General features: G+C 72.7%; 18 protein-coding genes. 11 read left to right on the forward strand and 7 right to left on the reverse strand.

The window, feature by feature from the left end; genetic code table 11:
• Positions 1–10 precede the first annotated feature (10 nt).
• Positions 11–298: a 30S ribosomal protein S6 gene (gene rpsF, locus K8W59_RS19930; RefSeq protein WP_223396712.1), complete on the reverse strand. Its 288-nt coding sequence runs from the start codon at positions 296–298 to the stop codon at positions 11–13.
• Positions 299–455: 157 nt separating this feature from the next.
• Between rpsF and K8W59_RS19935 the strand changes: the two genes are divergently transcribed.
• Positions 456–1,409, forward strand: coding sequence for a threonine dehydratase (locus tag K8W59_RS19935; protein WP_223396713.1), 954 nt, complete (start codon positions 456–458; stop codon positions 1,407–1,409).
• On the opposite strand, the gene K8W59_RS19940 is transcribed toward K8W59_RS19935, so the two are convergent.
• Entirely contained in the window at positions 1,410–3,002 is a 1,593-nt protein-coding gene (locus K8W59_RS19940) for a thiamine pyrophosphate-dependent enzyme (protein WP_223396714.1), read from the reverse strand. It lies immediately after the preceding gene.
• Between the two features lie 34 nt (positions 3,003–3,036).
• Here K8W59_RS19940 and lhgO point away from each other — a divergent pair, with 34 nt between their 5' ends.
• The 4 genes from lhgO (at position 3,037) to K8W59_RS19960 (ending at position 7,697) form a co-directional block, all read left to right on the forward strand.
• Complete coding sequence (gene lhgO / locus K8W59_RS19945) at positions 3,037–4,296, forward strand: L-2-hydroxyglutarate oxidase (RefSeq protein ID WP_223396715.1); 1,260 nt, start codon at positions 3,037–3,039, stop codon at positions 4,294–4,296.
• On the forward strand, positions 4,293–5,090 hold the full coding sequence (locus K8W59_RS19950) for a deoxyribonuclease IV (protein ID WP_223396716.1): 798 nt from the start codon (positions 4,293–4,295) through the stop codon (positions 5,088–5,090). Before lhgO ends, K8W59_RS19950 begins: the two co-directional genes overlap by 4 nt.
• Positions 5,091–5,442: 352 nt before the next feature.
• Entirely contained in the window at positions 5,443–6,612 is a 1,170-nt protein-coding gene (locus tag K8W59_RS19955) for a lipid II:glycine glycyltransferase FemX (protein WP_317846292.1), read from the forward strand.
• Positions 6,609–7,697, forward strand: coding sequence for an alanine racemase (locus tag K8W59_RS19960; RefSeq protein WP_223396717.1), 1,089 nt, complete (start codon positions 6,609–6,611; stop codon positions 7,695–7,697). The genes K8W59_RS19955 and K8W59_RS19960 overlap by 4 nt, the downstream gene beginning before the upstream one ends.
• A gap of 232 nt (positions 7,698–7,929) precedes the next feature.
• On the opposite strand, the gene K8W59_RS19965 is transcribed toward K8W59_RS19960, so the two are convergent.
• Both K8W59_RS19965 and K8W59_RS19970 read right to left on the reverse strand, forming a co-directional pair.
• Entirely contained in the window at positions 7,930–9,363 is a 1,434-nt protein-coding gene (locus tag K8W59_RS19965) for a glycosyltransferase family 87 protein (protein WP_223396718.1), read from the reverse strand.
• A gap of 13 nt (positions 9,364–9,376) precedes the next feature.
• A complete protein-coding gene (locus K8W59_RS19970) occupies positions 9,377–11,671 on the reverse strand; it encodes a transglycosylase domain-containing protein (RefSeq protein ID WP_223396719.1) in 2,295 nt (764 codons plus the stop codon).
• A 131-nt stretch (positions 11,672–11,802) separates the two neighbouring features.
• Between K8W59_RS19970 and K8W59_RS19975 the strand changes: the two genes are divergently transcribed.
• Positions 11,803–12,375 carry a PadR family transcriptional regulator gene (locus K8W59_RS19975; protein ID WP_223396720.1) on the forward strand — a complete coding sequence of 191 codons (573 nt, stop codon included), beginning with the start codon at positions 11,803–11,805 and terminating at the stop codon, positions 12,373–12,375.
• A gap of 12 nt (positions 12,376–12,387) precedes the next feature.
• Positions 12,388–13,476 carry an inositol-3-phosphate synthase gene (locus K8W59_RS19980; RefSeq protein WP_223396721.1) on the forward strand — a complete coding sequence of 363 codons (1,089 nt, stop codon included), beginning with the start codon at positions 12,388–12,390 and terminating at the stop codon, positions 13,474–13,476.
• A gap of 150 nt (positions 13,477–13,626) precedes the next feature.
• Here the strand turns inward: K8W59_RS19980 and K8W59_RS19985 are convergent, their stop codons facing one another.
• The 3 genes from K8W59_RS19985 to K8W59_RS19995 form a co-directional block, all read right to left on the reverse strand.
• Positions 13,627–14,337, reverse strand: coding sequence for an AIM24 family protein (locus K8W59_RS19985; RefSeq protein WP_223396722.1), 711 nt, complete (start codon positions 14,335–14,337; stop codon positions 13,627–13,629).
• A gap of 4 nt (positions 14,338–14,341) precedes the next feature.
• Positions 14,342–14,815, reverse strand: coding sequence for an SRPBCC family protein (locus K8W59_RS19990; protein ID WP_223396723.1), 474 nt, complete (start codon positions 14,813–14,815; stop codon positions 14,342–14,344).
• 233 nt (positions 14,816–15,048) lie between these two features.
• Positions 15,049–16,479 (reverse strand): CCA tRNA nucleotidyltransferase, encoded by a 1,431-nt coding sequence (locus K8W59_RS19995; protein WP_223399982.1) that lies wholly within the window; start codon positions 16,477–16,479, stop codon positions 15,049–15,051.
• 89 nt (positions 16,480–16,568) lie between these two features.
• On the opposite strand from K8W59_RS19995, the gene K8W59_RS20000 reads away from it, so the two are divergent.
• The 4 genes from K8W59_RS20000 to sigM are packed head-to-tail and all read left to right on the forward strand — an operon-like array spanning position 16,569 to position 23,051.
• A complete protein-coding gene (locus K8W59_RS20000; protein ID WP_223396724.1) occupies positions 16,569–18,740 on the forward strand; it encodes a hypothetical protein in 2,172 nt (723 codons plus the stop codon).
• On the forward strand, positions 18,737–20,401 hold the full coding sequence (murJ, locus tag K8W59_RS20005; RefSeq protein WP_223396725.1) for a murein biosynthesis integral membrane protein MurJ: 1,665 nt from the start codon (positions 18,737–18,739) through the stop codon (positions 20,399–20,401). The genes K8W59_RS20000 and murJ overlap by 4 nt, the downstream gene beginning before the upstream one ends.
• Before the next feature lie 44 nt (positions 20,402–20,445).
• Positions 20,446–22,380 (forward strand): protein kinase family protein, encoded by a 1,935-nt coding sequence (locus K8W59_RS20010; protein WP_223396726.1) that lies wholly within the window; start codon positions 20,446–20,448, stop codon positions 22,378–22,380.
• The gene (gene sigM / locus K8W59_RS20015; protein WP_223396727.1) at positions 22,377–23,051 is read left to right on the forward strand and encodes an RNA polymerase sigma factor SigM; all 675 of its coding nucleotides are present in this window, start codon (positions 22,377–22,379) and stop codon (positions 23,049–23,051) included. The genes K8W59_RS20010 and sigM overlap by 4 nt, the downstream gene beginning before the upstream one ends.
• The last annotated feature ends 33 nt before the right edge of the window (positions 23,052–23,084 follow it).

Genomic DNA, 23,084 nt, shown 5'->3' on the forward strand with positions numbered 1-23,084 from the left:
ATCCACAGGGTCACCAGACGGGGCGAAGCACCTTGGTGCGCAGGATCGACTCGTTGAGACCCATCTGCCGGTCGAACTCCTTGACCGTGTCGGGCTCGGCGGTCAGGTTGATGACGGCGTAGACGCCCTCGTTGTTCTTCTTGATCTCATAGGCCATGCGGCGACGGCCCCACACGTCGACGGACTCGATGGAGCCGCCATCCTTGCGGATCACGTTGAGGTAGCGGTCCAGCGACTGCTCGACGACGCGCTCGTCGGTGGACGGGTCGAGGATGACCATGACTTCGTAGGCGCGCATACGCTGCCTACCTCCTTCGGACTCGGCGGCCACGGACTCTCCGTGGCAGGAGGACCCGCCGGCGGATGCGCGGCGAGCGACGTACCAGGGTAGCCGCCGGGGAGCGGGCCGACGAAATCCGCGGGGGCGTTCACCGGGGCGGGCTACTCTCCTGCGAGTGCTCACCCCCGAGGACCTGGCGGCGGCTCGCGCCCGGGTCGCCACGCTGGTCCCGCCCACGCCGGCCATCCGCTGGCCGCTGCTGGAGGAGATCACGGGTACGCCGACCTGGGTCAAGCACGAGAACCACACCCCGACCGGCGCGTTCAAGGTGCGCGGCGGGGTCAACTACCTGGCCCGGCTGCGGCGCGAGCACCCCGACTGCCCGGGCCTGATCTCCGCCACCCGCGGCAACCACGGGCAGAGCCTGGCGCTGGCCGGGCACGCCGCCGGCCTCGGGGTCACCATCGTCGTCCCGGAGGGGAACTCCCCGGACAAGAACCGGGCCATGCAGGCCCACGGCGCAGAGCTGATCGTGCACGGTCGGGACTACCAGGCGGCGCGGGAGCGCGCGGAGAAGCTGGCCCGCAAGCGCTCGCTGGTCGTCGTACCCCCCTTCCATCCGTGGCTCGTCGAGGGCGTGGCGACCTACGCCGCGGAGCTGCACGAGCAGGTGCGCGACCTCGACGTCGTCTACGTCCCCGTCGGCATGGGCAGCGGGATCGCCGCGAACATCGCCGTGCGCGACGTGCTCGGCCTGGACTGCGAGGTCGTCGGCGTGGTCGCCAAGCGGGCGCCGGCCTACGCCCTCTCCTTCGCCGCACGCGAGCCGGTCTCCACCGAGACCGCCGACACCTTCGTCGACGGCGTCGCCTGCCGAGTGCCCGACCCGGCCGCGCTGGAGACGATCGTCTGGGGCGCCTCGCGCTTCGTGAAGGTGCCGGAGAAGGGCACCCGCGAGGCGATGCGGATCCTCTACGCCACCACCCACAACCTGCCCGAGCCCGCCGGCGCGATCGCGCTCGCCGGGCGGCTGGCCGACCCGCTGGCGGTCAGGGGCCAGCGCGTCGGGATCGTGATGACGGGTGGGAACGCGGATTGGTCGGTGCTGCGCGCTGTCATGGAGGAGTGATCACTCCACCAGCACCTGGATCAGGCGTACGCCGGCCGGGCGCGCGCGCAGGGCGGCTCCCAGCTCGTCGGGGGTGCGGGCGGTCTCCGCCCACGCGCCGTAGGCCCGCGCCAGCGCCACGAAGTCGGGGTTGCGCAGCGCGGTGCCGCTCGGCCGGCCCGGGAAGCGGCGCTCCTGGTGCTGCCGGATCGTGCCGTAGACGCCGTTGACCACCACGATCACGGTCAGATCCAGGCCTTGGCCGACCGCGGTCGCGAGCTCCTGCCCGGTCATCAGGAAGCAGCCGTCGCCGGCGAAGGCGACCACCTCGCGGCCGGGGAATTCTTTGGCCGCAGCGATCGCCGCGGGCAGGCCGTAGCCCATGCTGCCGGACTGGGTCGCCACCTGGCTCGGATAGGCGACGTACTCGTGGTGGCGCTGGTGCCAGCCTGTGTAGACGCCCGCCCCGGCGGTGAGGATCGCATCGTCGGCGACCTCCTCGTTGAGCACCGCCATGAACGCCGCGGGCGAGCCCTCCTCCGCCGGCGCGCTGCGGGCGCGCACCCGGTTCTCCCGAAGCCTCGCGCACCACTCGGTCCGCGCCGACGACTCGGGCAGGGGTACGGCGGCCAGCGCCACCGCCGTCTCGTCGGGCCGGGCCAGCACCGCGAGATCGGTGCGGTGGACGCGGTTCGGCACGCCCGCGTCGGGGTGGACCTGGAGCAGGGTCCGGTCCGGCCGGTCGGCGAGCCAGTCGCCGTCCTCGGCGGTGAGCCCGTCGGGGGCGGAGCCCAGCAGCAGGACCGTGTCCGCCTCGGCGGCGAGCTCGGGCAGGCCGGGCGTGGTGGCGAGACCGAGCGTGCCGGCGAAGGCATCGCTGCGGTTGTCCAGCAGGTCCTGGCGCCGGGCGGCGGTCGCGACCGGGAGGCGGCCGCCCTCGGCGAGCTCGCGCAGCGCGGTGCGACCCTCCGCCGACCAGGCCGTGCCCGAGACGACGACGAGCGGCCGCTCGGCGGCCGCGAGGCGCTCCCGGATCTCGCTGACGGCCACGGACGGTGGCGCCGAGACCACCGGCCCCGGCGCAGGCCGGACCCGGTCGGCGGCCGGCGCGGAGAGCACGTCCTCGGGCATCACCAGCACCACCGGACCCGGGTGCCCCGAGGCGGCGACCGACCAGGCGCGCACGACCAGTTCGCAGGCGCGGTCGGGGCGGTCCAGGGTGACCACCTCCTTGGCCAGCCCGGCGAGCATCGCGTCGTAGTCGACCTCCTGGAAGCCACGGTCGCCGGTCTCGGAGGTCGGCACCTGGCCCACGAGCAGCAGCATCGGACTGCCGTCCTGGGCCGCGACGTGCACCCCGGCGCTGGCGTTCGTCGCGCCCGGCCCGCGGGTCACCATCGCGACCCCCGGCCGGCCAGTGACCTGGCCATGCGCGGCGGCCATCATCGCCGCACCACCCTCCTGGCGGCACACGACGAAGGGCAACTCGGTCGGGTGGTCGTAGAGGCCGTCGAGGACCGCGAGGTAGCTCTCGCCTGGGACGCCGTACGTCCGATCCGCGCCGAGCGCGATCAGCTGCTCGACGACCGCGTGCCCCACCAGTCGGTCCGCCACCGGCCACCTCCTCATCGGTCCCTAGGCTGGCGGTATGCCGACGCCCGGGACCAGCCTGCCAGCCACACCGGTCGACGTGTGCGTGGTCGGCGGCGGGATCGTCGGGCTGGCGACCGCGCGGGCGATCCAGCAGCGGCGGCCGGAGCTGTCCATCGCGGTGCTCGAGCGCGAGCCCGCGTGGGGCACTCACCAGACCGGCCACAACTCCGGGGTGATCCACTCCGGGCTCTACTACACCCCCGGCAGCCTCAAGGCCAGGCTCACGCGGGACGGCCTGGCGCGGATGTATGCCTTCTGCGCCGAGCACGACCTGCCCGTCGAGCGCTGCGGCAAGCTGGTCGTCGCCACGGACGCCTCCGAGCTGGAGCGAATGGCCGAGCTGCAGCGCCGCGGCGAGGCGAACGGCGTCGAGGTGCACCGGCTCACCGCCGAGCAGGCTCGCCAGATCGAGCCGTCGGTCGCGTGCGTCGCCGCCCTGCACGTCCCCGAGACCGGCATCACCGACTTCGGCCTGGTCGCGGCCCGGCTCGCCGAGCTGCTGGCCGCCGCAGGCGCCACGACGCTGACGGGGGTGGAGGTACGCCGCATCCGCGAGGACGCCGAGGTCGCGGTGGTCGAGACCTCCGCAGGCGACGTCCGGGCCGCGCGGGTGGTGACGGCCGCGGGCCTGCACTCCGACGACCTCGCCCGGGCCTCCGGGCTGGAGCCCGAGGCCACGATCGTCCCGTTCCGCGGGGAGTACTTCGACCTCGCGCCCCACCTCGCGGACCGGATCCGTGGGCTGGTCTACCCCGTGCCCGACCCGAGCCTGCCGTTCCTCGGCGTGCACCTGACCCGGGGCGTCCACGGCGGCGTGCACGTCGGCCCGAACGCGGTGCCGGCGCTGGCCCGGCACGGCTACCGGCGCCGCACCGTCGAGCGCGCGGTGGTGCGGACCCTGCTCACCGACCGGGCCTTCCGCGGGCTGGCCCGTCGCTACTGGCGGACCGGGTCCGCGGAGGTGCTGCGCTCGGTCGCCAAGCCGCTGTTCGTCCGGGGGGTACGCCGCCTCCTCCCCGGCGTGCGCTCGCGCGACCTGCGGCCCGCGCCGGCCGGCGTACGCGCTCAGGCGCTCGCGCCCGACGGCAGCCTGGTCGACGACTTCGTCTTCGCCGAGTCCGGCCGCGCGGTGCACGTGCTCAACGCCCCCTCGCCCGCGGCCACCGCGTCCCTGGCGATCGGCGAGCACATCGCCGACCGGGTGCTGCGGCCCGGCCCCGGAGTGTCGGAGCCGGCCCCTACGATCGAGCCATGAGCGAGATCCGCATCGGCGCGCACGTCGACCAGACCGACCCGATCGCCGAGGCGCGGGCGCGCAAGGCGCCGCTGGTGCAGTTCTTCCTCGGCGACCCGCAGGGCTACAAGGGGCCCGAGGTGCGCTACGCCGGCGGCGAGGATGCGCTGCGCGCGGACGCGGAGGAGGCGGGCGTCGACCTCTACGTGCACGCGCCGTACATCGTCAATGTCGCCACCACGAACAACCGGATCCGGATCCCCAGCCGCAAGCTGCTGCAGCAGCACGTCGACGCGGCGGCGCGGATCGGCGCGAAGGGGCTGATCGTGCACGGCGGGCACGTGAACAAGGCCGACGACCCCGAGACCGGCTTCGACAACTGGCGCAAGGCGATCGAGGCGGTCGAGCTCAAGCTCCCGCTGCTGATCGAGAACACCGCCGGCGGCGACAACGCGATGACCCGCTACCTCGAGCGGATCGGCCGGGTGTGGGACGCGATCTCCACCACCGAGCAGGCCGACCGGGTCGGGTTCTGCCTGGACACCTGTCACGCACACGCGGGCGGCAACGACCTCACCACCGTGGTCGACGACGTACGCGCGATCACCGGCCGCATCGACCTGGTGCATGCCAACGACTCCCGCGACGCCTTCGACTCCGGCGCGGACCGGCACGCCAACTTCGGCGCCGGCCGGATCGAGCCCGACCTGCTCGCGCAGGTGGTGCGCGACGCCGGCGCCCCGGTGGTCTGCGAGACCCCGGGCGGGCCGGACGAGCACCTGGCCGACTTCACCTGGCTGCGCGACCGACTCTGACCGCCGGGCATTTCCTGCCACTTCAACACGCCGACCGGGCATTTCCTGCCCCTTCCCGGCGCCCACCGGGCATTCCCTGCCCCCTCCCGGCGCCCACCGGGCATTCCCTGCCCCCTCCCGGCGCCCACCGGGCATTCCCTGCCCCCTCCCGCCCGGCACCAGGTAGTGACACCGATCGCCCGGTCGGCCCATTTTTGGGTGCAGGAAGTGCCCGGTCGGCCCATCTTGGGTGCAGGAAGTGCCCGGTCGGCGGGGTGTGGGTGCAGGAAGTGCCCGGTCGACCGAGCTTGGGTGCAGGAAGTGCCCGGTCGGCGGGTACGGCGAGAGGGAGGGTGGCAGGTAGCCTCGCCGCGTGACTTCCGACGGCCAGCCACCCCTGACCGACACGACCACCCCGACGGCGACCGGACCGCTCACGGTCCGGACCATCGACAGCCGCACCCACCTGGACTTCCTGGACTCCCAGCCCGAGGCCAGCTTCCTCCAGACCCCCGCCTGGGGTGAGGTGAAGAAGGAGTGGAAGCCCGAGTCGATCGGGTGGTACGACGCCTCCGGGACCCTGGTGGGCGCCGGGCTGGTGCTCCACCGGCAGCTGCCCAAGGTCAAGCGCTACCTCTCCTACCTGCCCGAGGGCCCGGTCATCGACTGGGAGGGCGACCTGGCCGCCTGGCTGCCCCCGATGGCAGCGCACCTGAAGTCCCGCGGCGCCTTCGCCGTACGGATGGGACCACCGGTCGTCACCCGCCGCTGGACCGCCCAGCAGATCAAGGCCGGCATCGCCGACGAGGACGTGCGCACGCTCGGCCAGGTCGCGCCCGAGGACCGGTCGGCCACCGGTGCCGCGGTGGTCGCGCAGCTCAACGAGCTCGGGTGGCAGCCGCTGGCCACCGAGGGCGGGTTCGCCGCCGGTCAGCCGCAGTACAACTTCGTCATCCCGCTCGCCGGACGCACCGAGGCCGACGTACTCGCGGGGATGAACCAGCTCTGGCGGCGCAACATCAAGAAGGCCGACAAGGCCGGCTGCCTGGTCACCCAGGGCACGCGTGCGGACCTGGAGGCCTTCCACGAGCTCTATCGGCACACCGCCGAGCGCGACGGGTTCACCCCGCGGCCGCTGTCCTACTTCACCACGATGCACGACGCGCTGGTCGCCGAGCACCCCGACCGGTTCCAGCTCTGGCTGGCCCACCACGAGGGCGACCTGGTCGCGGCGACCATCGGGATCAGGGTCGGCACCCACTACTGGTACTCCTACGGCGCCTCCTCCACCGAGAAGCGGGAGGTCCGCGGCTCGAACGCGATCCAGTGGGCGATGATCCGGCACGCCCTGGCCAGCGGGTGCGCGGTCTACGACCTGCGCGGCATCACCGACACCCTCGACAGCGACGACCCGCACGTCGGGCTCATCCAGTTCAAGGTCGGCACCGGCGGCGAGGCGATCGAGTACGCCGGCGAGTGGGACCTGCCGATCAGCAAGCTGCTGCACCGCGGCTTCGAGCTCTACCTGAGGCGGCGCTCATGAGCCTGACCCTCACCGTCGACGGCCCGCGCTGGCGCGAGCACCTGCTCGCCGTCGCCCGGGCCAACCCCGGGATCGTCCCGGTGGCCAAGGGCAACGGCTACGGCTTCGGCATCGGCCGCCTGGCGCGGCGCGCCCAGTGGCTCGACGACCAGCTGCGCGCCGACGTACCTCCCGCCCGGGTCGACCAGCTCGCCGTCGGCACCTACATCGAGCTGCCCGAGGCGGCCCCCCGCTTCGACGGCGACCTGCTGGTGCTCACGCCGTGGCGGCCCCTCGGCTCCGCGCTGGACCTGGACTCCCGGGTCGCGCAGCGGGTGATCCACACCGTCAGCCGGCTCGAGGACGTCGGCGACCTCACCGGTCGCGACCCCGACGCCCGGTTCGTGCTGGAGCAGCTCACCTCGATGCGGCGACACGGGATGCGCCGTCAGGAGCTGCGCGAGGCGCGGGACATCCTGAGCCGGCGGCACTTCGCCGGGCTCGAGGGCGTGGCCATGCACCTGCCGCTCAACACCTCCTCGCACCTCGGCGAGGTCCAGCGGCTGGTCAACGACCTGGTGGCCTCCGACCTCCCGACGCGGACGGTCTACGTCAGCCACCTGCGCCCCGACGAGCTCGACCGGCTGAGGTCGTCGTACCCCGACTTCACCTTCCGTCCCCGGATCGGCACCGACCTGTGGCTCGGCGACCGGGGCGCGCTGCGGGTGAGCGCCACCGTGCTCGACGTGCACCGGGTGCTGCGCGGCGAGGCGTTCGGCTATCGCGGACGCGGCGCTCCGCGCGACGGCTGGCTGCTGGTGGTGAGCGGGGGTACGGCGCACGGCATCGGGCTCGAGGCGCCCCTGGGCGACTCCTCGCTGAAGTCGCGCGCCGCCACCCTGGCCCGCGGCGGCATGGACGCGGTCGGCTTCGTCCGCTCGCCGTTCTCGACCGACGGCAAGCAGCGCCTGTTCGCCGAGCCGCCGCACATGCAGGCCTCGATGCTCTTCCTCCCCGACGGCGCCCGGGTCCCCTCGATCGGCGAGGACATCGACGTCCGGGTCCGCTTCACCGCCACCCAGTTCGACACCATCACCGTCACCTGACCGCCGCCGCCCTCAGCCCGCCCGGCCCCCAAAACCCGCGCCCCATGCCGAGAATGGGTACGTCGAGTCAGCAGACGTCCCCGCCTCGGGCGCAGGACCCGCCTCACGAGCCCGGGGAGCGCAATGCAGGATCCGCGCTCAGGAAACCTGCATTCTGCTCCCCACCCCACGCTTGCCCCGCCCTCGCCCGTCAACAAGCGCCGACTCGGGGTCAACTAGCGCCGACTCGCGGTCAACTGGCGCCGACTCGGCGGGGTTCGGGGGGATTCGGAGGGGTGGGGGTGAGGGTGGGGCGGGCGACCGGGTCGCGGGCGGGGCGGGCCATGTCCCGGACGACCACGGCGACCAGGTAGAGCTCGCAGAGGAGGCGGACGATGATCGCCACCCAGTACGTCCCCGCGGGGCCGTCGCCGGAGGCGGCCAGGTCGTCGCCGAGGTACCACCACACGGCGGCGAAGTAGAAGATCTCGCCGGCCTGCCAGATCAGCAGGTCGCGCCAGCGCGGGCGCGCCAGGGCCGCGAGCGGGAGCAGCCAGAGCACGTACTGCGGCGAGTAGACCTTGTTCACCAGCAGGAAGCCCGCCACGATCAGGAGGCCCAGCTGGGCCAGGCGCGGCGGCGTCCTCACCACCAGCCCCAGCACGAACACGCCCAGACACCAGGCGCCGAAGAACGCCCACGACCCGAGGTTGATCGTCTCCGGGCTCAGGCTCACCCCGGTCGCCTGCGACACCACCAGCCAGATCGACCCGAGGTCCGCGGCGCGCTCGGAGTTGAAGGACCAGAAGACCCGCCACTGGTCCGGCCCGGTGAGGTACGCCGGCAGGTCGGCCACCACCCACGCCACCACCGCCGCGACCGCGGCGAGCAGGAAGTCGCGCCAGCGGCGCCGCCGGATCGCCAGCACCAGGATCCCGCCGAGGAGGAACAGCGGGTAGAGCTTCGCGGCCGTGCCGAGCCCGATCATGAGCCCCGTGAGCACCGGCCGGTCCCGCGCCCACGCCCACAGGGCGCCTGCGACGAACACCACCGCCAGCAGGTCCCAGTTGATGATCCCGGTCAGGGCGAGGGTCGGCGCGAGCGCGAACCCGGCGGCGTCCCACGGCCGGCGCTGGTTGACGCCGACGAGCAGCCACGCGGTCACCAGCGTCAGCGCGGCCAGGCCGATCGCGTTGACGCCGACGAAGGTCATCGCCTCCCGGCGTACCTGCTCCTGCCCGAACAGCTCGTCGGGCGGCACCTGCGCGCGGGCCTCGGTGTCCGTGCCGTGGATCAGCTGGGTGACCTTCGCCGCCCCCCACGCCCAGTAGGAGATCCCGACGGGGTATTCCATCACCTCGGGGTAGCGCGCCCGCACACCCGGGTCGTCGGAGTAGGGCCAGTGCCCCTCGGCCAGTCCACGACCGGTGTAGAGGTAGGGCAGGTCGGAGTAGCACATCGCCGAGTAGCGGGTGCTCCCGTCGGCCCACTCGTCGGCATAGCAGGGCGCCTTCTGCACCAGCCCGAGGGCGAAGGTGACCGCGGCGAGCAGGACGACGACCCGCCACGGGCTCCACCACGGGTGCCGGCCGGCGTGGTCCCCCGCCGGCCCACCCACCACCTCGCTGAGCGGGCGCACCGCGGGGTCGTCCCGAGTCGGGGAGACCCGGTCGGCGTCATGATTCACGGCGGACAGTCTGCTAGACGCGGACGCGGCGGCGTCCCCGGCGCTGGGAGCGCGGACTGGAGTCCTGGCCCGGCGGCGTCGACGGCGGACCGACGATCGGCCCGTCGGTGTCCGAGGGCTGCGGAGGTGTCGGCGACGGCGGCTGGGTCGGCGACGGCGGGGCCGAGGTCGTCGGCGGCTCCGACGGCTGCGTCGGCGACGGCGGCGGCTCGCTGGTCTCGGGGGCCGACGGCTCCGGCCGCTGCGTCGGCTCCGGCTCGGGCTCGGGCTCGGCCGGCGGGACATAGGGCTCGTGCCCGGAGTCCGGCGCCTCCCCGTCGACGTAGACCGGCGGCGGGAAGTCCTCCACCGGCCGGTCCTCCATCACCGTCTGCATGATCTCGGTCCACGTCTTGGCCGGGTAGTTGCCGCCGAAGTAGCCGAGCTGCCCGTCGGAGCTCGCCGGCATCCACTGCGACCCGTCGGCCGTCGGGGCGTCCAGCCCGTCGTCCCCGTCGCCGCGGACGTACATCACCGCGGTCGAGACCTGCGGGGTGTAGCCGACGAACCAGGAGGAGGAGACGTAGCCGTTGTCGTTGGTCGCCGTACCGGTCTTGCCGGCGGCCGGCCGGCCGAGGTTGAGCGCCTGGGTCCCCGAGCCGCCCTGCACGACCTGCTGCAGCGCGTAGGACACGTCGGCGGCGATGTCCTCGTCGAGCACCCGCTTGGGCTTGTCGTCGAAGCGGTAGAGCACCTTGCCGTTGCGGTCGCGGACCTCCTTGACCACGTGCACCTGCGCGCGCCGGCCGCCGTTGGCGATGCTGCCGTAGGCCGTGGCCATGTTGATCGGGCTGATCCGCGCGGTGCCGAGGGTGACGCCGACGTTCTCCTGCAGGTCGCGGGAGGTGTTGGGGATGCCGTACGGCGCCGGTTGGTTGCCGGGGATGCCCAGGCTGCGGGCGGTGTCGATGACGGCACGGGGGCCGTTGTCCATCGAGTTGACCATGTCGATGAAGGCGGTGTTCACCGAGTCCTGGGTGGCCGCGAGCATGCTGATCGCCGAGCCGTAGCTGGCGTCCCCCTGGTTCTCGAACTCGGTTCCGCCGATGTCGATCGGGCTGTTGCCGTCGAAGGTGTCGGTCAGCGAGAAGCCCTGCTTGATCGCGGCCGCGTCGGTGAACGCCTTCATCGTCGAGCCGGCCATCCCGCCGGTGACCGCCCAGTTGATCTGGGAGTCGAGGTAGTCGTGGCCGCCGTAGAAGCCCAGCAGCGCCCCGGTCCGCGTCTCCACCGTCGCCGAGGCGGCGTGGAGGTTCGGCCCGCTGCGACTCGGCGGGCGGACCGCGGTCACTCCCTCCTCCGAGGCGCGCATGGCGTTGGGGGTCAGGGTCGTGGTGATCCGCAGGCCGCCCCCGTCGATCGCGGCCTGGTCGACGCCGGGGATGTCGAGGCGCTCGAGTTCGTCGCGCACGAGCTTCAGCGCGTGGCCCTTCTGGCCGCCGTACTGGCTCTCCGCCTCGATCTTCGGGAAGTCCGGCAGCCGCCGGGACGCGTGGTCATACTCCGCGGCGGTGATCGTGCCCATGTCGGCCATCCCGGAGAGCACGTACTGATACCGCGCCTCGAGCTCGGCGCGGTTGTCCTGGCCGTTGGCCGGGTCGAAGCGGGTCGGGTTGTTGATGACACTGGCCAGTACGGCGCTCTGCCGGACGTTGAGCCCGGCCGCCGGCTTGTCGAACCACGCCTTGGAGGCGGCCTGGATCCCGTAGGCGCCGCGGCCGAAGTAGATCGTGTTGAGGTAGCCCTCGAGGATCTCCTCCTTGCTCATGCTGCGCTGGATCTTCAGGGAGAGGAAGGCCTCCTTGGCCTTCCGGGTCAGGGTCTGGTCCTGGGTGAGGTAGAGGACCTTGACGTACTGCTGGGTGATCGTCGAGGCACCCTGGGTGGAGCCGCCCGCGGCGTTGTTGAAGGCCGCCCGGATGATCCCCTTGGGGTCGATGCCCTGGTCGGTCCAGAAGGAGCGGTTCTCCGCCGCGACCACCGCGTCCTTGATGTTCTGCGGCATCGCGTCGTAGGGGATGGACTCCCGCCGCTGGGTGGCGAAGGAGCCCAGCTCGGTGCTGCCGTCGCGGTACATCACGTTCGTCGTCTGGGTCAGGAACTCCTCGTTCGGGCTGGGAATGTCCACGGTCCGATAGGCGACGAAGAACGCGACCACCCCGAGCAGCCCGCCCACCAGACCGACGATCAGCAGCCACTTGACGATGCGTCCGAGGCGCCCCCGGCCGCGGCGGGAGCCGCGCGGGCGCTCGTCTCGGCGTGTGCTCACCTGGGTCTCCTGGAGGGGTACGGCGGGGAAGGGCTTCCCCGAGGGTACGCAAGCCGCCCAGGAGGCGCCGTACCCACGCCGCGCCGGCTGGGGTCCTGCGCACGCTCGGATATATCGCTACGATAGGTCGCATGGCACGTCGGGCGGAGACCATCGAGCTGGCGGTCCTCGGGCTGCTGCACGAGGGTCCGATGCACGGCTATGAGCTGCGCAAGCGGCTCAACCTGATGCTGGGCTGGGGGCGGGTGCTCTCCTACGGCTCGCTCTACCCGGCGCTGAAGCGGCTGCTGCGGCAGTCCTTCATCGTCGAGTCCGACGCGGCCGCGCCGGTGGTCAGCCGCCGGCCGCGGATCGTCTACGAGCTCACCGACGCCGGCTATGCGGAGTTCCAGCGCCTGATGACCGAGGTCGGTCCGACCGCGTGGGAGGACGACAACTTCGGTGTCCGGTTCGCCTTCTTCGGGCGGACCGAGGCCGAGGTACGGCTACGGGTGCTCGAGGGCCGCCGTACCCGACTGCAGGAGCGCCTGGACCGGGTGCAGCGCGAGCTGGCCCTGACCCAGGCCGAGGTGGACCAGTACTCCGCCGAGCTGCAGCGGCACGGCGTGGAGTCGGTGGAGCGCGAGGTCCGCTGGCTCTCCGAGCTGATCAACGCCGAGCGCGGCCAGACCGGCAGCACAGACCACGACCGCAACGAGAAGTAGAAGGAGAGCCCCATGGGTTCTGTTCGAGTAGCCATCGTCGGCGTCGGCAACTGCGCGACGTCGCTGATCCAGGGTGTGGAGTACTACAAGGACGCCGACCCGGCCGCCAGCGTGCCCGGGCTGATGCACGTCACGTTCGGCGACTACCACGTCGGCGACGTGGAGTTCGTCGCGGCGTTCGACGTCGACGACAAGAAGGTCGGCAAGGACCTCTCGGAGGCGATCAACGCCTCGGAGAACAACACCATCAAGATCACCGACGTCCCCACCCTCGGGGTCGAGGTGCAGCGCGGCCACACGCTGGACGGCCTGGGCCGCTACTACCGCGAGATGGTCGAGGAGTCCGCGGCCGAGCCGGTCGACGTGGTTCAGGTGCTCAAGGACCGCGAGGTCGACGTACTCGTCTCCTATCTGCCCGTGGGCTCGGAGGAGGCGGACAAGTTCTACGCCCAGTGCGCGATCGACGCGGGCGTGGCCTTCGTCAACGCGCTGCCGGTCTTCATCGCCTCCGACCCCGAGTGGGCGGCGAAGTTCGAGGAGGCGGGCGTCCCGATCATCGGCGACGACATCAAGTCCCAGGTCGGCGCCACCATCACCCACCGGGTGCTGGCCAAGCTGTTCGAGGACCGCGGGGTGGAGCTGGACCGCACCTACCAGCTCAACGTCGGCGGCAACATGGACTTCAAGAACATGCTCGAGCGGGAGCGGCTGGAGTCCAAGAAGGTCTCCAAGACCCAGGCGGTCACCTCCAACCTGCGCGGCGAGCTGGCCGGCAAGGTCAGCGACCGCAACGTGCACATCGGCCCCTCGGACTACGTCCAGTGGCTCGACGACCGCAAGTGGGCCTACGTCCGCCTCGAGGGGCGCGCGTTCGGCGACGTCCCGCTGAACCTGGAGTACAAGCTCGAGGTGTGGGACTCCCCCAACTCCGCGGGCATCATCATCGACGCGGTCCGCGCCGCCAAGATCGCCAAGGACCGCGGCCTGGGCGGCCCGATCCTCTCCGCGTCGTCGTACCTGATGAAGTCGCCGCCGGTGCAGCTGCCCGACGACGAGGGCCGGCGCCGCGTGGAGGCGTTCATCTCGGGCACCGAGGAGTGAGGCGGAGGTACGCCGAGCGCCAGCGAGGTGTGCCGGAGCCGAGCCCCGCAACACCTCGGTGGTCGAGCCTGTCGAGACCCACCCGGCCGAGCGACCCCCTCGGTGGTCTCGACGAGCTCGACCATCGAACCAAGGCCCGAGCGGCAGCCGTCAGCTGAAGAGGTCGCCGATGATCCCGCCGCCGCCCGAGCCGCCGGACTGCCCCTGGGCGGGCGCCCACTCGTAGGCCTGGACGACCACGAAGCCGGGCCCGTGGAAGACGTACTGGATCGCCTCGCCGGAGCCGCCGCGCAGCGCCGACTTCATGTTCATCGAGTTGTGGATGCCGGGGGTGAGCCCGGCGGACCAGGCGACGGCGGCCTGCGGGTCGACGTACGTCGGCTGTCGCGAGGTGTCCAGCACGACCGGCTTGCCGACCACGTTGATCGCCACGGTCCCGGTCCCGGAGACGGTGGTGTTGAAGAGCCCGCCGGTGGCCATGCCGGCGCCCTTGACCCGGTTGATGTCCCACGACAGCGAGGCGTCCATCGCCATCAGGTTGCGCGAGTTGAGCGAGATCGCCTCGTTCTCCAGGGCGAGCAGGTAGATGTAGCCCGCCTCGTCGGCGAAGAAGACCTCGCCCTCGCCGGAGACCCGCATCAGGGACAGGTCCTCGGAGGTGAGGACCTTCTTGGCCAGCTTGGCGAAGCCGCCGGCCTTCTCGTGGTGGAAGGCGATGCTGCCCTGGTAGGCGACCATCGTGCCCTTGGTGGCCAGCACGTCGCCGCCGAGGTGCACCCGCAGCATCTGGCTGTTCTGCAGGGCGAATCGCTCGGTGGTCTCGACCTCGAGGTTGGACTGTTCGAAGAGCTCGCTTCTCATGCGGTCATGATGCCGCGTCGCGCTCGACCTCGCTCTTGATCCGCTGGAGCGTCTCCCGCATCCCCTGCTGGAGCATGCCGGTGAACCGCTCCTGGCCGCCGAAGACCCGGTCGACCAGGGTGTTGGAGAGGCTGCTGATCCCGTTCGGCGTCTCGCGCCGCTGGACGAGCCGGGTGCCGGTCGCGGTCGGCTCGAGGGTGAAGGACCACACGGCGTTGTTCTCCTTGACCGTGAAGGCGAAGCGCGAGTGCGGCTCGAACTCGGTCACCGTCGACCGGGTCGGCCAGATCTTGAAGCCGTCCTGATTGATGTTCAGCGCGGTCGTGCCCTGCTGGATGGGCCGCTTGCGGACGAAGGTCCGCTTGACCTGGGGGCTCCAGGTGGCCATCCGCGGCAGGTCGGTCACCAGCGCCCAGACGGTCGCCGGCGGGGCCGCGATCTCCACGGACTCCTCGATCAGGGGGGCGTAGTCGCTCATGGCCCGGCAACGTAGCCGACCGCCGTGCCCCGTGGCGGGTTGTGAGGCGAGCGCCACAGGGTACGGCGGCCCGCGCGCGCCGCCGTATTCCCCCGGCCCATCCGAAATGTAAAGCGGTGTTCGGGAATCTGGTGCGGTGGCCGAACAGGGCAGAGGTTTCCCGAACACCGCTCTACATTCCCCAACACCGCTTTACAGCTGGCGCGCTGGCGCCGACCGCGGCGCGCACTGGCTCAGGACCGCTCGCGCTCCGCCCACCAGGCGCGCAGCCGCTCGCGAGCGACGTCCTCGCCGAGCGGGCCCTCGTCCATCCGCAGGTCCAGGAGGAACCGGTAGGCCTCGCCGACCTCGCGACCGGGGCCGATCCCGAGCGCCTCCATGATCTGGTTGCCGTCGAGGTCGGGCCGCATTGAGGCGAGCTCCTCCTCCTCGGCGAGCCGGCCGATCCGGGCCTCGAGGTCGTCGTAGGTGCGCCGCAGCGCCTCGGCCTTGCGCCGGTTGCGGGTGGTGGAGTCGGCGCGGGTGAGGATGTGCAGCCGCTCCAGCTGCTCCCCGGCGTCGCGGACGTAGCGGCGGACCGCGGAGTCGGTCCACTGCCCGGAGCCGTAGCCGTGGAAGCGCAGGTGCAGCTCCACCAGCCGGGAGACCGCGGCCACGTCGTCGTTGCTGAACTTCAGCGCCCGCATCCGCTTGGCGGTGAGCTTGGCGCCGACCACGTCGTGGTGGTGGAAGGTCACCGACCCGTCGTCGAGGAGCCGCCGGGTCTTCGGCTTGCCGACGTCGTGCATCAGCGCGGCGAAGCGGCCGACGAAGTCCGGCGGCGTGCCCGGGTGCCGGGCCTGCTCGAGGTCGATGGACTGCTCCAGCACGGTCAGCGTGTGCTCGTAGACGTCCTTGTGCCGGTGGTGCTCGTCGCGCTCGAGCCGCAGCGCCGGCAGCTCGGGCAGCACGCGCTCGGCCAGGCCGGTCTCCACCAGCAGCGTGAGCCCGCGGCGGGGGTACGGCGCGCTCACGAGCTTCACCAGCTCATCGCGGACCCGCTCCGCGGAGATGATGTCGATCCGGTCCGCCATCGCGGTCATCGCCTCGACCACGGCAGGGTCGACGGTGAACCCCAGCTGGGCGGCGAACCGGGCCGCCCGCATCATCCGCAGCGGGTCGTCGGAGAAGGAGTCCTCCGGCCGGCCCGGCGTGCGCAGCACCCGGTGGGCCAGGTCGACGATCCCGCCGAAGGGGTCCTCGACCACGTTGCCCGGGACGCGCACCGCCATCGCGTTCACGGTGAAATCGCGGCGGCCGAGGTCGCCGGCCAGCGTGTCGCCGTACTCCACCGTCGGCTTGCGCGAGGTCGGGTCGTACTCCTCGGAGCGGTAGGTGGTGACCTCCACCTGCCAGGGCCCCTTGCGGCAGCCGATCGTGCCCCAGGCGCGCCCGACGTCCCAGACGGCGTCGCCCCATCCGCGCAGCAGCCGCTCGGTCTCCTCCGGACGCGCCGAGGTGGCGAAGTCCAGGTCCTGGTGCGGCCGCTCCAGCATGGCGTCGCGGACCGGGCCGCCGACCAGCGCGAGCTCGTGACCGGCGCCGGCGAACAGCTCCCCGAGGGGGTCCAGCACCTCGGCCATCCGGGCCAGCTCGTCGCGCACGGACTCCTGCACCCGGGTCATGGAGAGCGGCGGCAGATCGGGCGACGACACGGGAGAGGACTCTAGTGGCTGCCACGGTTCGGACCGCATCGGCCGATACCCTCGACGGCGTGCATCTCCGGTCGCTGCTGCCTGCCCTCGTGGCGGCGGTGACTCTCCCGCTGTTCCCGAGCACGAGTACGACGCCCGCGGCGGCCGCCACACACCCCACCGAGGACGACAGCCCCCTGCGCCTGACCCTCACCTCGATGACGCCGAGCAGCCTCCCGAGCAACGGGCCGGTGCGGCTGCGCGGAACGGTCACCAACACCACCGACGAGACCTGGTCGGCGGTCAACGTCTATCCCTTCGCGTCGTGGAACGGCGTCGAGCCGACGGTGATCACCAGCCGGGCGCAACTCGCCGCCGAGCACGAGCGCGACCCCGACGAGGCGGTGGGCGAGCGCTACACCGACACCGAGAACTTCCGGACCATCCGGGAGCTGGAGCCGGGAGAGACCGCGAGCTACACCGCCACCATCTCCGCCGACGACGTCCGCGCGGTCACCCAGGCCGGCGTCTACTGGGTCGGTGTGCACGCCATGGGCGAGTCGGCCAGCGTGCCGCGCGACGGGTACGCCGACGGGAGGGCCCGCACCTTCATCCCCCTCGTCCCGACCGGGACCGCACCGGTGCCCACCACCCTGGTGGCGCCGATCCGGGAGGAGATCAGCAACGCGCCGGACGGCAGCATCGACGACGTGCGCGGCTGGACCGGCCAACTCTCCGACGACGGCCGGATGGCCCAGCTCCTCGCCTTCGGCAAGGCCGCGTCGGTGCCGGTCACCTGGCTGGTGGACCCCGCGGTTCCGCAGGCGGTCGAGCGGCTCGCCGCCGGCAACCCCTCCCGCGCCCTGGACCCGACCGACGGCGCGGGCCCGGACGGCGAGCCCTCCGGGTCATCCTCGCCCTCGCAGAGCGAGGACCCCTCCGCCGACGCCTCCCCCAGCGAGGACGCCGACGCCGGCGAGAGCAGCCCCGAGCCGACCGCCGCCGAACGCAGGGCCGCCGACGCCGCCCGGTCCTGGCTGGACGGTGCCGGCAGCATGCTGGCGGGCAACGAACTGCTGCTGCTTCCCTTCGGGGACGTGGACGTCAACGCGACCGCCGCGCGCGACCCGGAGTGGTACCTGCGGGCCCGCGAGCGCAGCGGCTCGCTCCTGGAGACCTGGCAGCTGCCCGGCACCCCGGCGATCGGCTCGCCCGGCGGGCTGCTGAGCGGCGAGGCCATCGCCGCCGCTCCCGAGGGCACCACCGTGCTGGTCTCCAACGCCGCCTTCGAGAACCCCGCCACCGTGCCGGTCAACGTGACCCTGAACGGGCGCCAGGTCGTCGTCACCGACCCCGCCCTAGCCCAAGGCGGCCCCGGTCCGGACGACCCGATGGGCCCGGTGGCGCTACGCCAGCAGCTGCTGGCGGCCGTCGCTCTGCAGGCGCTCTCCGGCGAGCCGGAGCCGGTCGTGGCACCACTCCCTGCCGGCGGGGTCAGCGCCGCCGGCGGCGGCTCTCCGTCGGAGTTCTTCGAGGGCCTGGACGCCCCGTGGCTCACGCCCACCACGCTGGCCTCGCTCACCAACCGGATCTCCACCGTGGTCCCCGACGACCGGTTCCGCGTCGAGGCGGAGGATCTGCGCACCCTCCCGCCGGCGAACCTGGCGGCCGCCCGCCAGCTGGAGGAGACCGGCGCCCAGCTGGGCCGGGTGCTCTTCCGCAACGACGCGGTCGCCGAGGAGGTCGGCGACCAGGCGCTGGCCGCGACGTCGTACGCCGCCGCGGGGACCCCCGTGCTGAGCCGGATCGCAGTCGACCGCTCGCAGGACTACCTGCGCGGGCAGCTGGCGTCCATCCGGATGGAGCCGCCGCTGCCGGTCACGCTGTCCAGCAAGTCCGGGGGCGACTTCGGCGTCACCTTGATCAACGACCTCGACCAGCCGGTCGAGGTCCGGCTGGTGGCCCGGTCGGACGGCGAGGTGGAGATCCGCACCCCGGGCGTCATCCGCCTGCAGCCGGGGGCGCGTACGACGGTGACGCCGCGCGCGAGCACCGACGTGCTCGGCCTGCACAAGACCCGGCTGCAGGTCACCGACGTGGCCGGGAACCCCCTGGGCGCCAGCGCCATCGTCGAGGTGCGCGCGACCCAGGTCAGTCGGGTGATCTGGGTGGTCATCGCCGTGGGCCTGGTCCTGCTGTTCTCCGCGATCCTGCTACGGATCTACCGACGAGCCAAGGAGGCATTGAAGTGAGCGCGGCACGGCAGGGGCTCCTGGCGAGCAGCGCGGTGATGGCGGCCGGGACGGTGGTGTCCCGGATCTCCGGGTTCCTCCGCGGCATGCTGCTGGCCGCGGCCCTGGGCAGCGCCCTGCGGGCCGACCAGTTCACGATCGCCAACACGATCCCGAACATGCTCTACATCCTGTTGGCGGGCGGCGTCTTCAACGCCGTGCTCGTGCCCCAGCTGGTGCGGGCGATGCGCAACGACGAGGACAGCGGCGAGGCCTACACCAACCGGGTGGTCACGTTGGCGGCGCTGTTCCTCTTCACCGTCTCCGCGGCGCTGGTGATCTTCGCGCCGCAGGTGATGTCGCTGTTCCTCTCCTCGGACTGGGATGCGCCCTGGCTCGTCGAGCAGCGGGAATCGGTGATCGCGCTGGCGCGATACTGCCTGCCACAGGTCTTCTTCTACGGCATGTTCGTCCTGGTGGGGCAGATCCTCAACGCCCGCGGCCGGTTCGGCCCGATGATGTGGGCGCCGATCGCGAACAACGTGATCTCGGTGCTGATCCTGGTCGCCTACCTGCTGGTGTGGGGGCCGACCCCGGCGTCGGAGCTCTCCAGTGCCTACCTGCCCAGCCAGGAGCTGCTGCTGGGCCTCGGCTCCACGGTGGGCATCGCCGCCCAGCTGCTGATCCTGCTGCCCTACCTCAAGGCAGCGGGCTTCACCTTCCGTCCACGCTTCGACTTCCGCGACGCCGGCCTGGGCCACACGCTGCGGCTGGGGATGTGGACGGTGCTCTTCGTGATCGTCAACCAGATCGCCTACACCGTCGTGGTGCGGCTGGCCGGCTCCGGCACGTCGGCGGCGGCCAACACCGACGACCCCGCGACGGGCTACACGATCTACTCCACCGCGTTCCTCATCGTGATGGTGCCGCACTCGGTGGTGACGGTGTCCCTGGCCACCGCCGTACTCCCCCGCCTCTCCGAGCTGGCCGCCGAGCACCGGTTCGGTGCGATCGCCCGCGAGCTGGGCTCGGTGATGCGTACGGCGCTCGCCGTGATGCTGCCCTTCGTCGCGCTGCTGCCGGTGGTGGCGATGGACCTCTCCCAGGTGCTCTTCGGTCACGGGGCCAACAGCCGGCTCTGGCCGCTCTATGCCCCGACCATCTCGCTGTTCGGCATCGGCATCGGCTTCTTCACCCTGCACTACCTGGTGCTGCGCGGCTTCTACGCCCTGGAGGAGACCCGCACGGTGTTCTTCATCCAGTGCGCGGTCGCGGCGACGAACATCGTCGCGGCGATCCTCCTGGTGCGCAGCGGGACCCTGGTGCAGACCTCTCCGCGGCTGGTGGTCGCCTACATCCTCGCCTACGCCGTCGGGTCGGCGCTGTCGCTGCTGGTGCTGCGGCACCGGCTCGGCGGCATCGACGGGCACCGGCTGGTGCGGTTCGTGGTGCGGGCTGCCCTGGCCTGCGTGCCGGGCACGCTCGCCGCGTGGCTGGTGACCCTCGTCATGGACCGGCTCTGGCCGGACCCCGCATGGCCGCTCTCGCTGGTCTCGGGCGCGTTGGCCGGGCTGCTGGCCGCGGCGGGCTACCTCTGGGCGGCCCGGATGTTCCGGATCCGCGAGGTGACCGACGTGGTCGACCTGGTGCTGCGGCGCGTCCGACCCGCGCGCACCGGGTGAGCGGGACCTACCATGTCCTGAGGACCCGCCGCGAAGGAGTGTTCGTGCCCAGCTCGATCCGGCCCGGCGACGAGCTCGCCGGCCGCTACCGCCTCGAGGACCTCCTCGACGAGCGGGACGGCGGGCGGTTCTTCCGCGCCTGGGACCGGATCCTGGCCCGACACGTGACCGTGCACGTCATCAGCGCCGACGACCCGCGCGCACCGGCGCTGCACGAGGCGGCGCGGCTCTCGGTCGGGGTGCAGGACCCGCACGTGCTGCGGGTGCTCGACGTGGACGAGCGCGACGGCATCTGCTTCGTGGTCAACGAGTGGGGCACCGGCCGCTCGCTGGACATCATCCTGGCCGACGAGGGCCCGCTGAGCCCGCGTCGGGCGGCCTGGCTGGTCTCCGAGGTGGCCGCCTCGCTGGCCCTGGCGCACGACAACGGGGTCACCCACGGCCGGCTGGTGCCGGAGAACGTGCTGGTCGACCTCAATGGGCAGGTCCGGCTGATCGGGCTCGCGGTGGACGCGGCCATGCACGGTCTCCCAGCCGGCCGGGTCTCGGCGGACCTGACCGACCTGGCGGGGAACCTCTACGCCGCCCTCACCGGGCGCTGGGCCGGGGTCTCTGGCTCCGCGCTCCCGCCGGCCCACCTGGACGGGCAGCGGGTGCTGCGGCCCCGGAGGGTGCGCGCCGGGATCCCCCGGGAGCTGGACCATCTGTGCGACGACCTGCTCAACGGCACCAGCCACCGCGGGGAGCACACCCCGACCACCGCGGCCGAGCTGCACGAGGCGCTCCGGGACTTCGTCGGGGACGGCGCCGGGATGGCCGACCGGGAGGCGGAGCTGGCCGCGGCCGCTCCGATCCAGCGTCCGGCGCCCCCGGCGCCCCCCGCGCAGACCACCGGGGAGCGCTGGCAGCCGGGTGTGCCGCCGGTCGTGTCGAGCACCCCGCCGGTCGATGAGGAGCCGACGGTGGCGGTGCCGACGACCCCGCACGAGCCGGACCCCGAGCCCCGGACGCAGGTCTCTCCGGCCGTCCCGGCCGACGACAACGCCCCCTCCGACCCGACCGACGTACCGACCCAGGCCGGGATGCCGGTCTTCCACGACGACGCCGACGACGTCGGCTGGGTCTCCCGCAACCCGGAGAAGGCGCCGAAGCCTCCCCCGCCGCCGGCCTTCGAGGAGCCCGCGCCCAGGCCGCTGTTCGCCCCCGTCCCCGAGGACGGCCGGCCGGTCCGGACCCCCCGACCCGGCTCGGCCGCCGCGCGTCGGGAGGAGCACCAGCCCTGGGACGCCTCGCAGCCCGGTCGCATCGGAACCGGGACGGGCGCGGGCTCGGGCAGCGGCGTGGTGCCGGCCTACACCGACGACGAGGTGCCGGGCCGGAGCTGGCTGCGGCTGGCGATGGTGGTCGGTGCGGTGGTGCTCCTGCTGTTCGCCGTCGCGTTCGCCTTCGACCTCGGCAACGGCCGCGGCATCGTGCTGGGCGAGGACGAGAGCCCGTCGGGCCCCGACACCAGCGCCACCGGGCCCGTCCGGGCCCTCACGGGCCTGAGCGCCGAGGACTTCGACCCGCAGGGGTCCCCGCCGCGGGAGGAGAACCCCGACACCGTCGGCCACGTCGTGGACGGCGACCCGTCGACGACCTGGACCACGCTGACCTATGAGGAGAACTTCGGTCCCGGCGGCCTGAAGTCCGGGGTCGGCGTGGTGCTCGACCTGGGCGAGGTCCGTGCCCCGCGCGAGGTCTCGGTCAGCCTCCCGGAGGCGGGCGAGACGAGTCTGTCCCTCTACCTCACCAACGAGTCGCCCACCGGGATCCGCGGGCTCTCGCCGATCGGCAGCCAGACCGGCAGCGGCACGGTCGACGTCACCCTGGACGGCCAGGACCGCGGTCGCTACCTGACCGTGTGGCTGACCAGCATCCCCCAGACCGACGACGGTCGCTACCGCGGTGAGATCGCCGAGATTCGGGTCCGCGCGTGAGCGAGCGCGTCGAGCGCGGCGACGCCGAGCTGCTCGCCGCGCACGTGGCCGGCGACCCCGACGCGTTCGGCGAGCTGGTACGCCGGCACCGCGACCGGCTCTGGGCGGTCGCCGTGCGCACCATGGGCAACCGCGAGGACGCCGCCGACGGCCTCCAGGACGGACTGGTCGCCGCATTCCGCCGGGCCGAGAGCTTCCGCGGCGATGCCGCGGTGACCACCTGGCTGCACCGGGTCGTGGTCAACGCCTGCCTGGATCGGCTCCGGGCGGCGAAGGTGCGCGCGGCGGACGCGCTGCCCGACGACCTCGAGGAGCAGGCGGCGCGAGGAGCGGTGGTGACCGAGGACCGCGGCGGCGACCCCGAGACCGAGACGGAGGCCGCCGAGCGCCGGCGTGCCGTGATCGCGGCACTGCGGACGCTGCCGGCGGAGCAGCGGGCCGCGCTGGTGCTCGTGGACATGGAGGGCTATCCCGTCGCGGAGGCCGCGGAGATCCTCGGGTGCGCGGTGGGCACGGTGAAGTCCCGCTGCTCGCGGGGTCGCGCCCGCCTGGCCGACGAGCTCGCCCTGTTCGCCCCGCCCCCGCACGCCCCGGCAGGCGAGGGGAACCCGCCCGCGAGCTCGCCCGTCCCACCGGGTGACCGTCCCCGGGGCCCGCCGCGCGCCCCGTGAGCGCCGTACCCCGAACTCTCGTCCAGCTCCCCA

Source organism: Nocardioides rotundus, from assembly GCF_019931675.1.
Lineage (GTDB): Bacteria > Actinomycetota > Actinomycetes > Propionibacteriales > Nocardioidaceae > Nocardioides > Nocardioides rotundus.

Bases quoted from the DNA above. Each gene is read 5' to 3' on its own strand.
- K8W59_RS19960 (WP_223396717.1), top strand. From the start codon at position 6,609: ATGAGCCTGACCCTCACCGTCGACGGCCCGCGCTGGCGCGAGCACCTG.
- lhgO (WP_223396715.1), top strand. From the start codon at position 3,037: ATGCCGACGCCCGGGACCAGCCTGCCAGCCACACCGGTCGACGTGTGC.
- K8W59_RS19995 (WP_223399982.1), bottom strand. From the start codon at position 16,479: ATGACCCGGGTGCAGGAGTCCGTGCGCGACGAGCTGGCCCGGATGGCC.
- K8W59_RS19975 (WP_223396720.1), top strand. From the start codon at position 11,803: ATGGCACGTCGGGCGGAGACCATCGAGCTGGCGGTCCTCGGGCTGCTG.
- K8W59_RS19950 (WP_223396716.1), top strand. From the start codon at position 4,293: ATGAGCGAGATCCGCATCGGCGCGCACGTCGACCAGACCGACCCGATC.
- rpsF (WP_223396712.1), bottom strand. From the start codon at position 298: ATGCGCGCCTACGAAGTCATGGTCATCCTCGACCCGTCCACCGACGAG.
- K8W59_RS19980 (WP_223396721.1), top strand. From the start codon at position 12,388: ATGGGTTCTGTTCGAGTAGCCATCGTCGGCGTCGGCAACTGCGCGACG.
- K8W59_RS19985 (WP_223396722.1), bottom strand. From the start codon at position 14,337: ATGAGAAGCGAGCTCTTCGAACAGTCCAACCTCGAGGTCGAGACCACC.
- K8W59_RS19990 (WP_223396723.1), bottom strand. From the start codon at position 14,815: ATGAGCGACTACGCCCCCCTGATCGAGGAGTCCGTGGAGATCGCGGCC.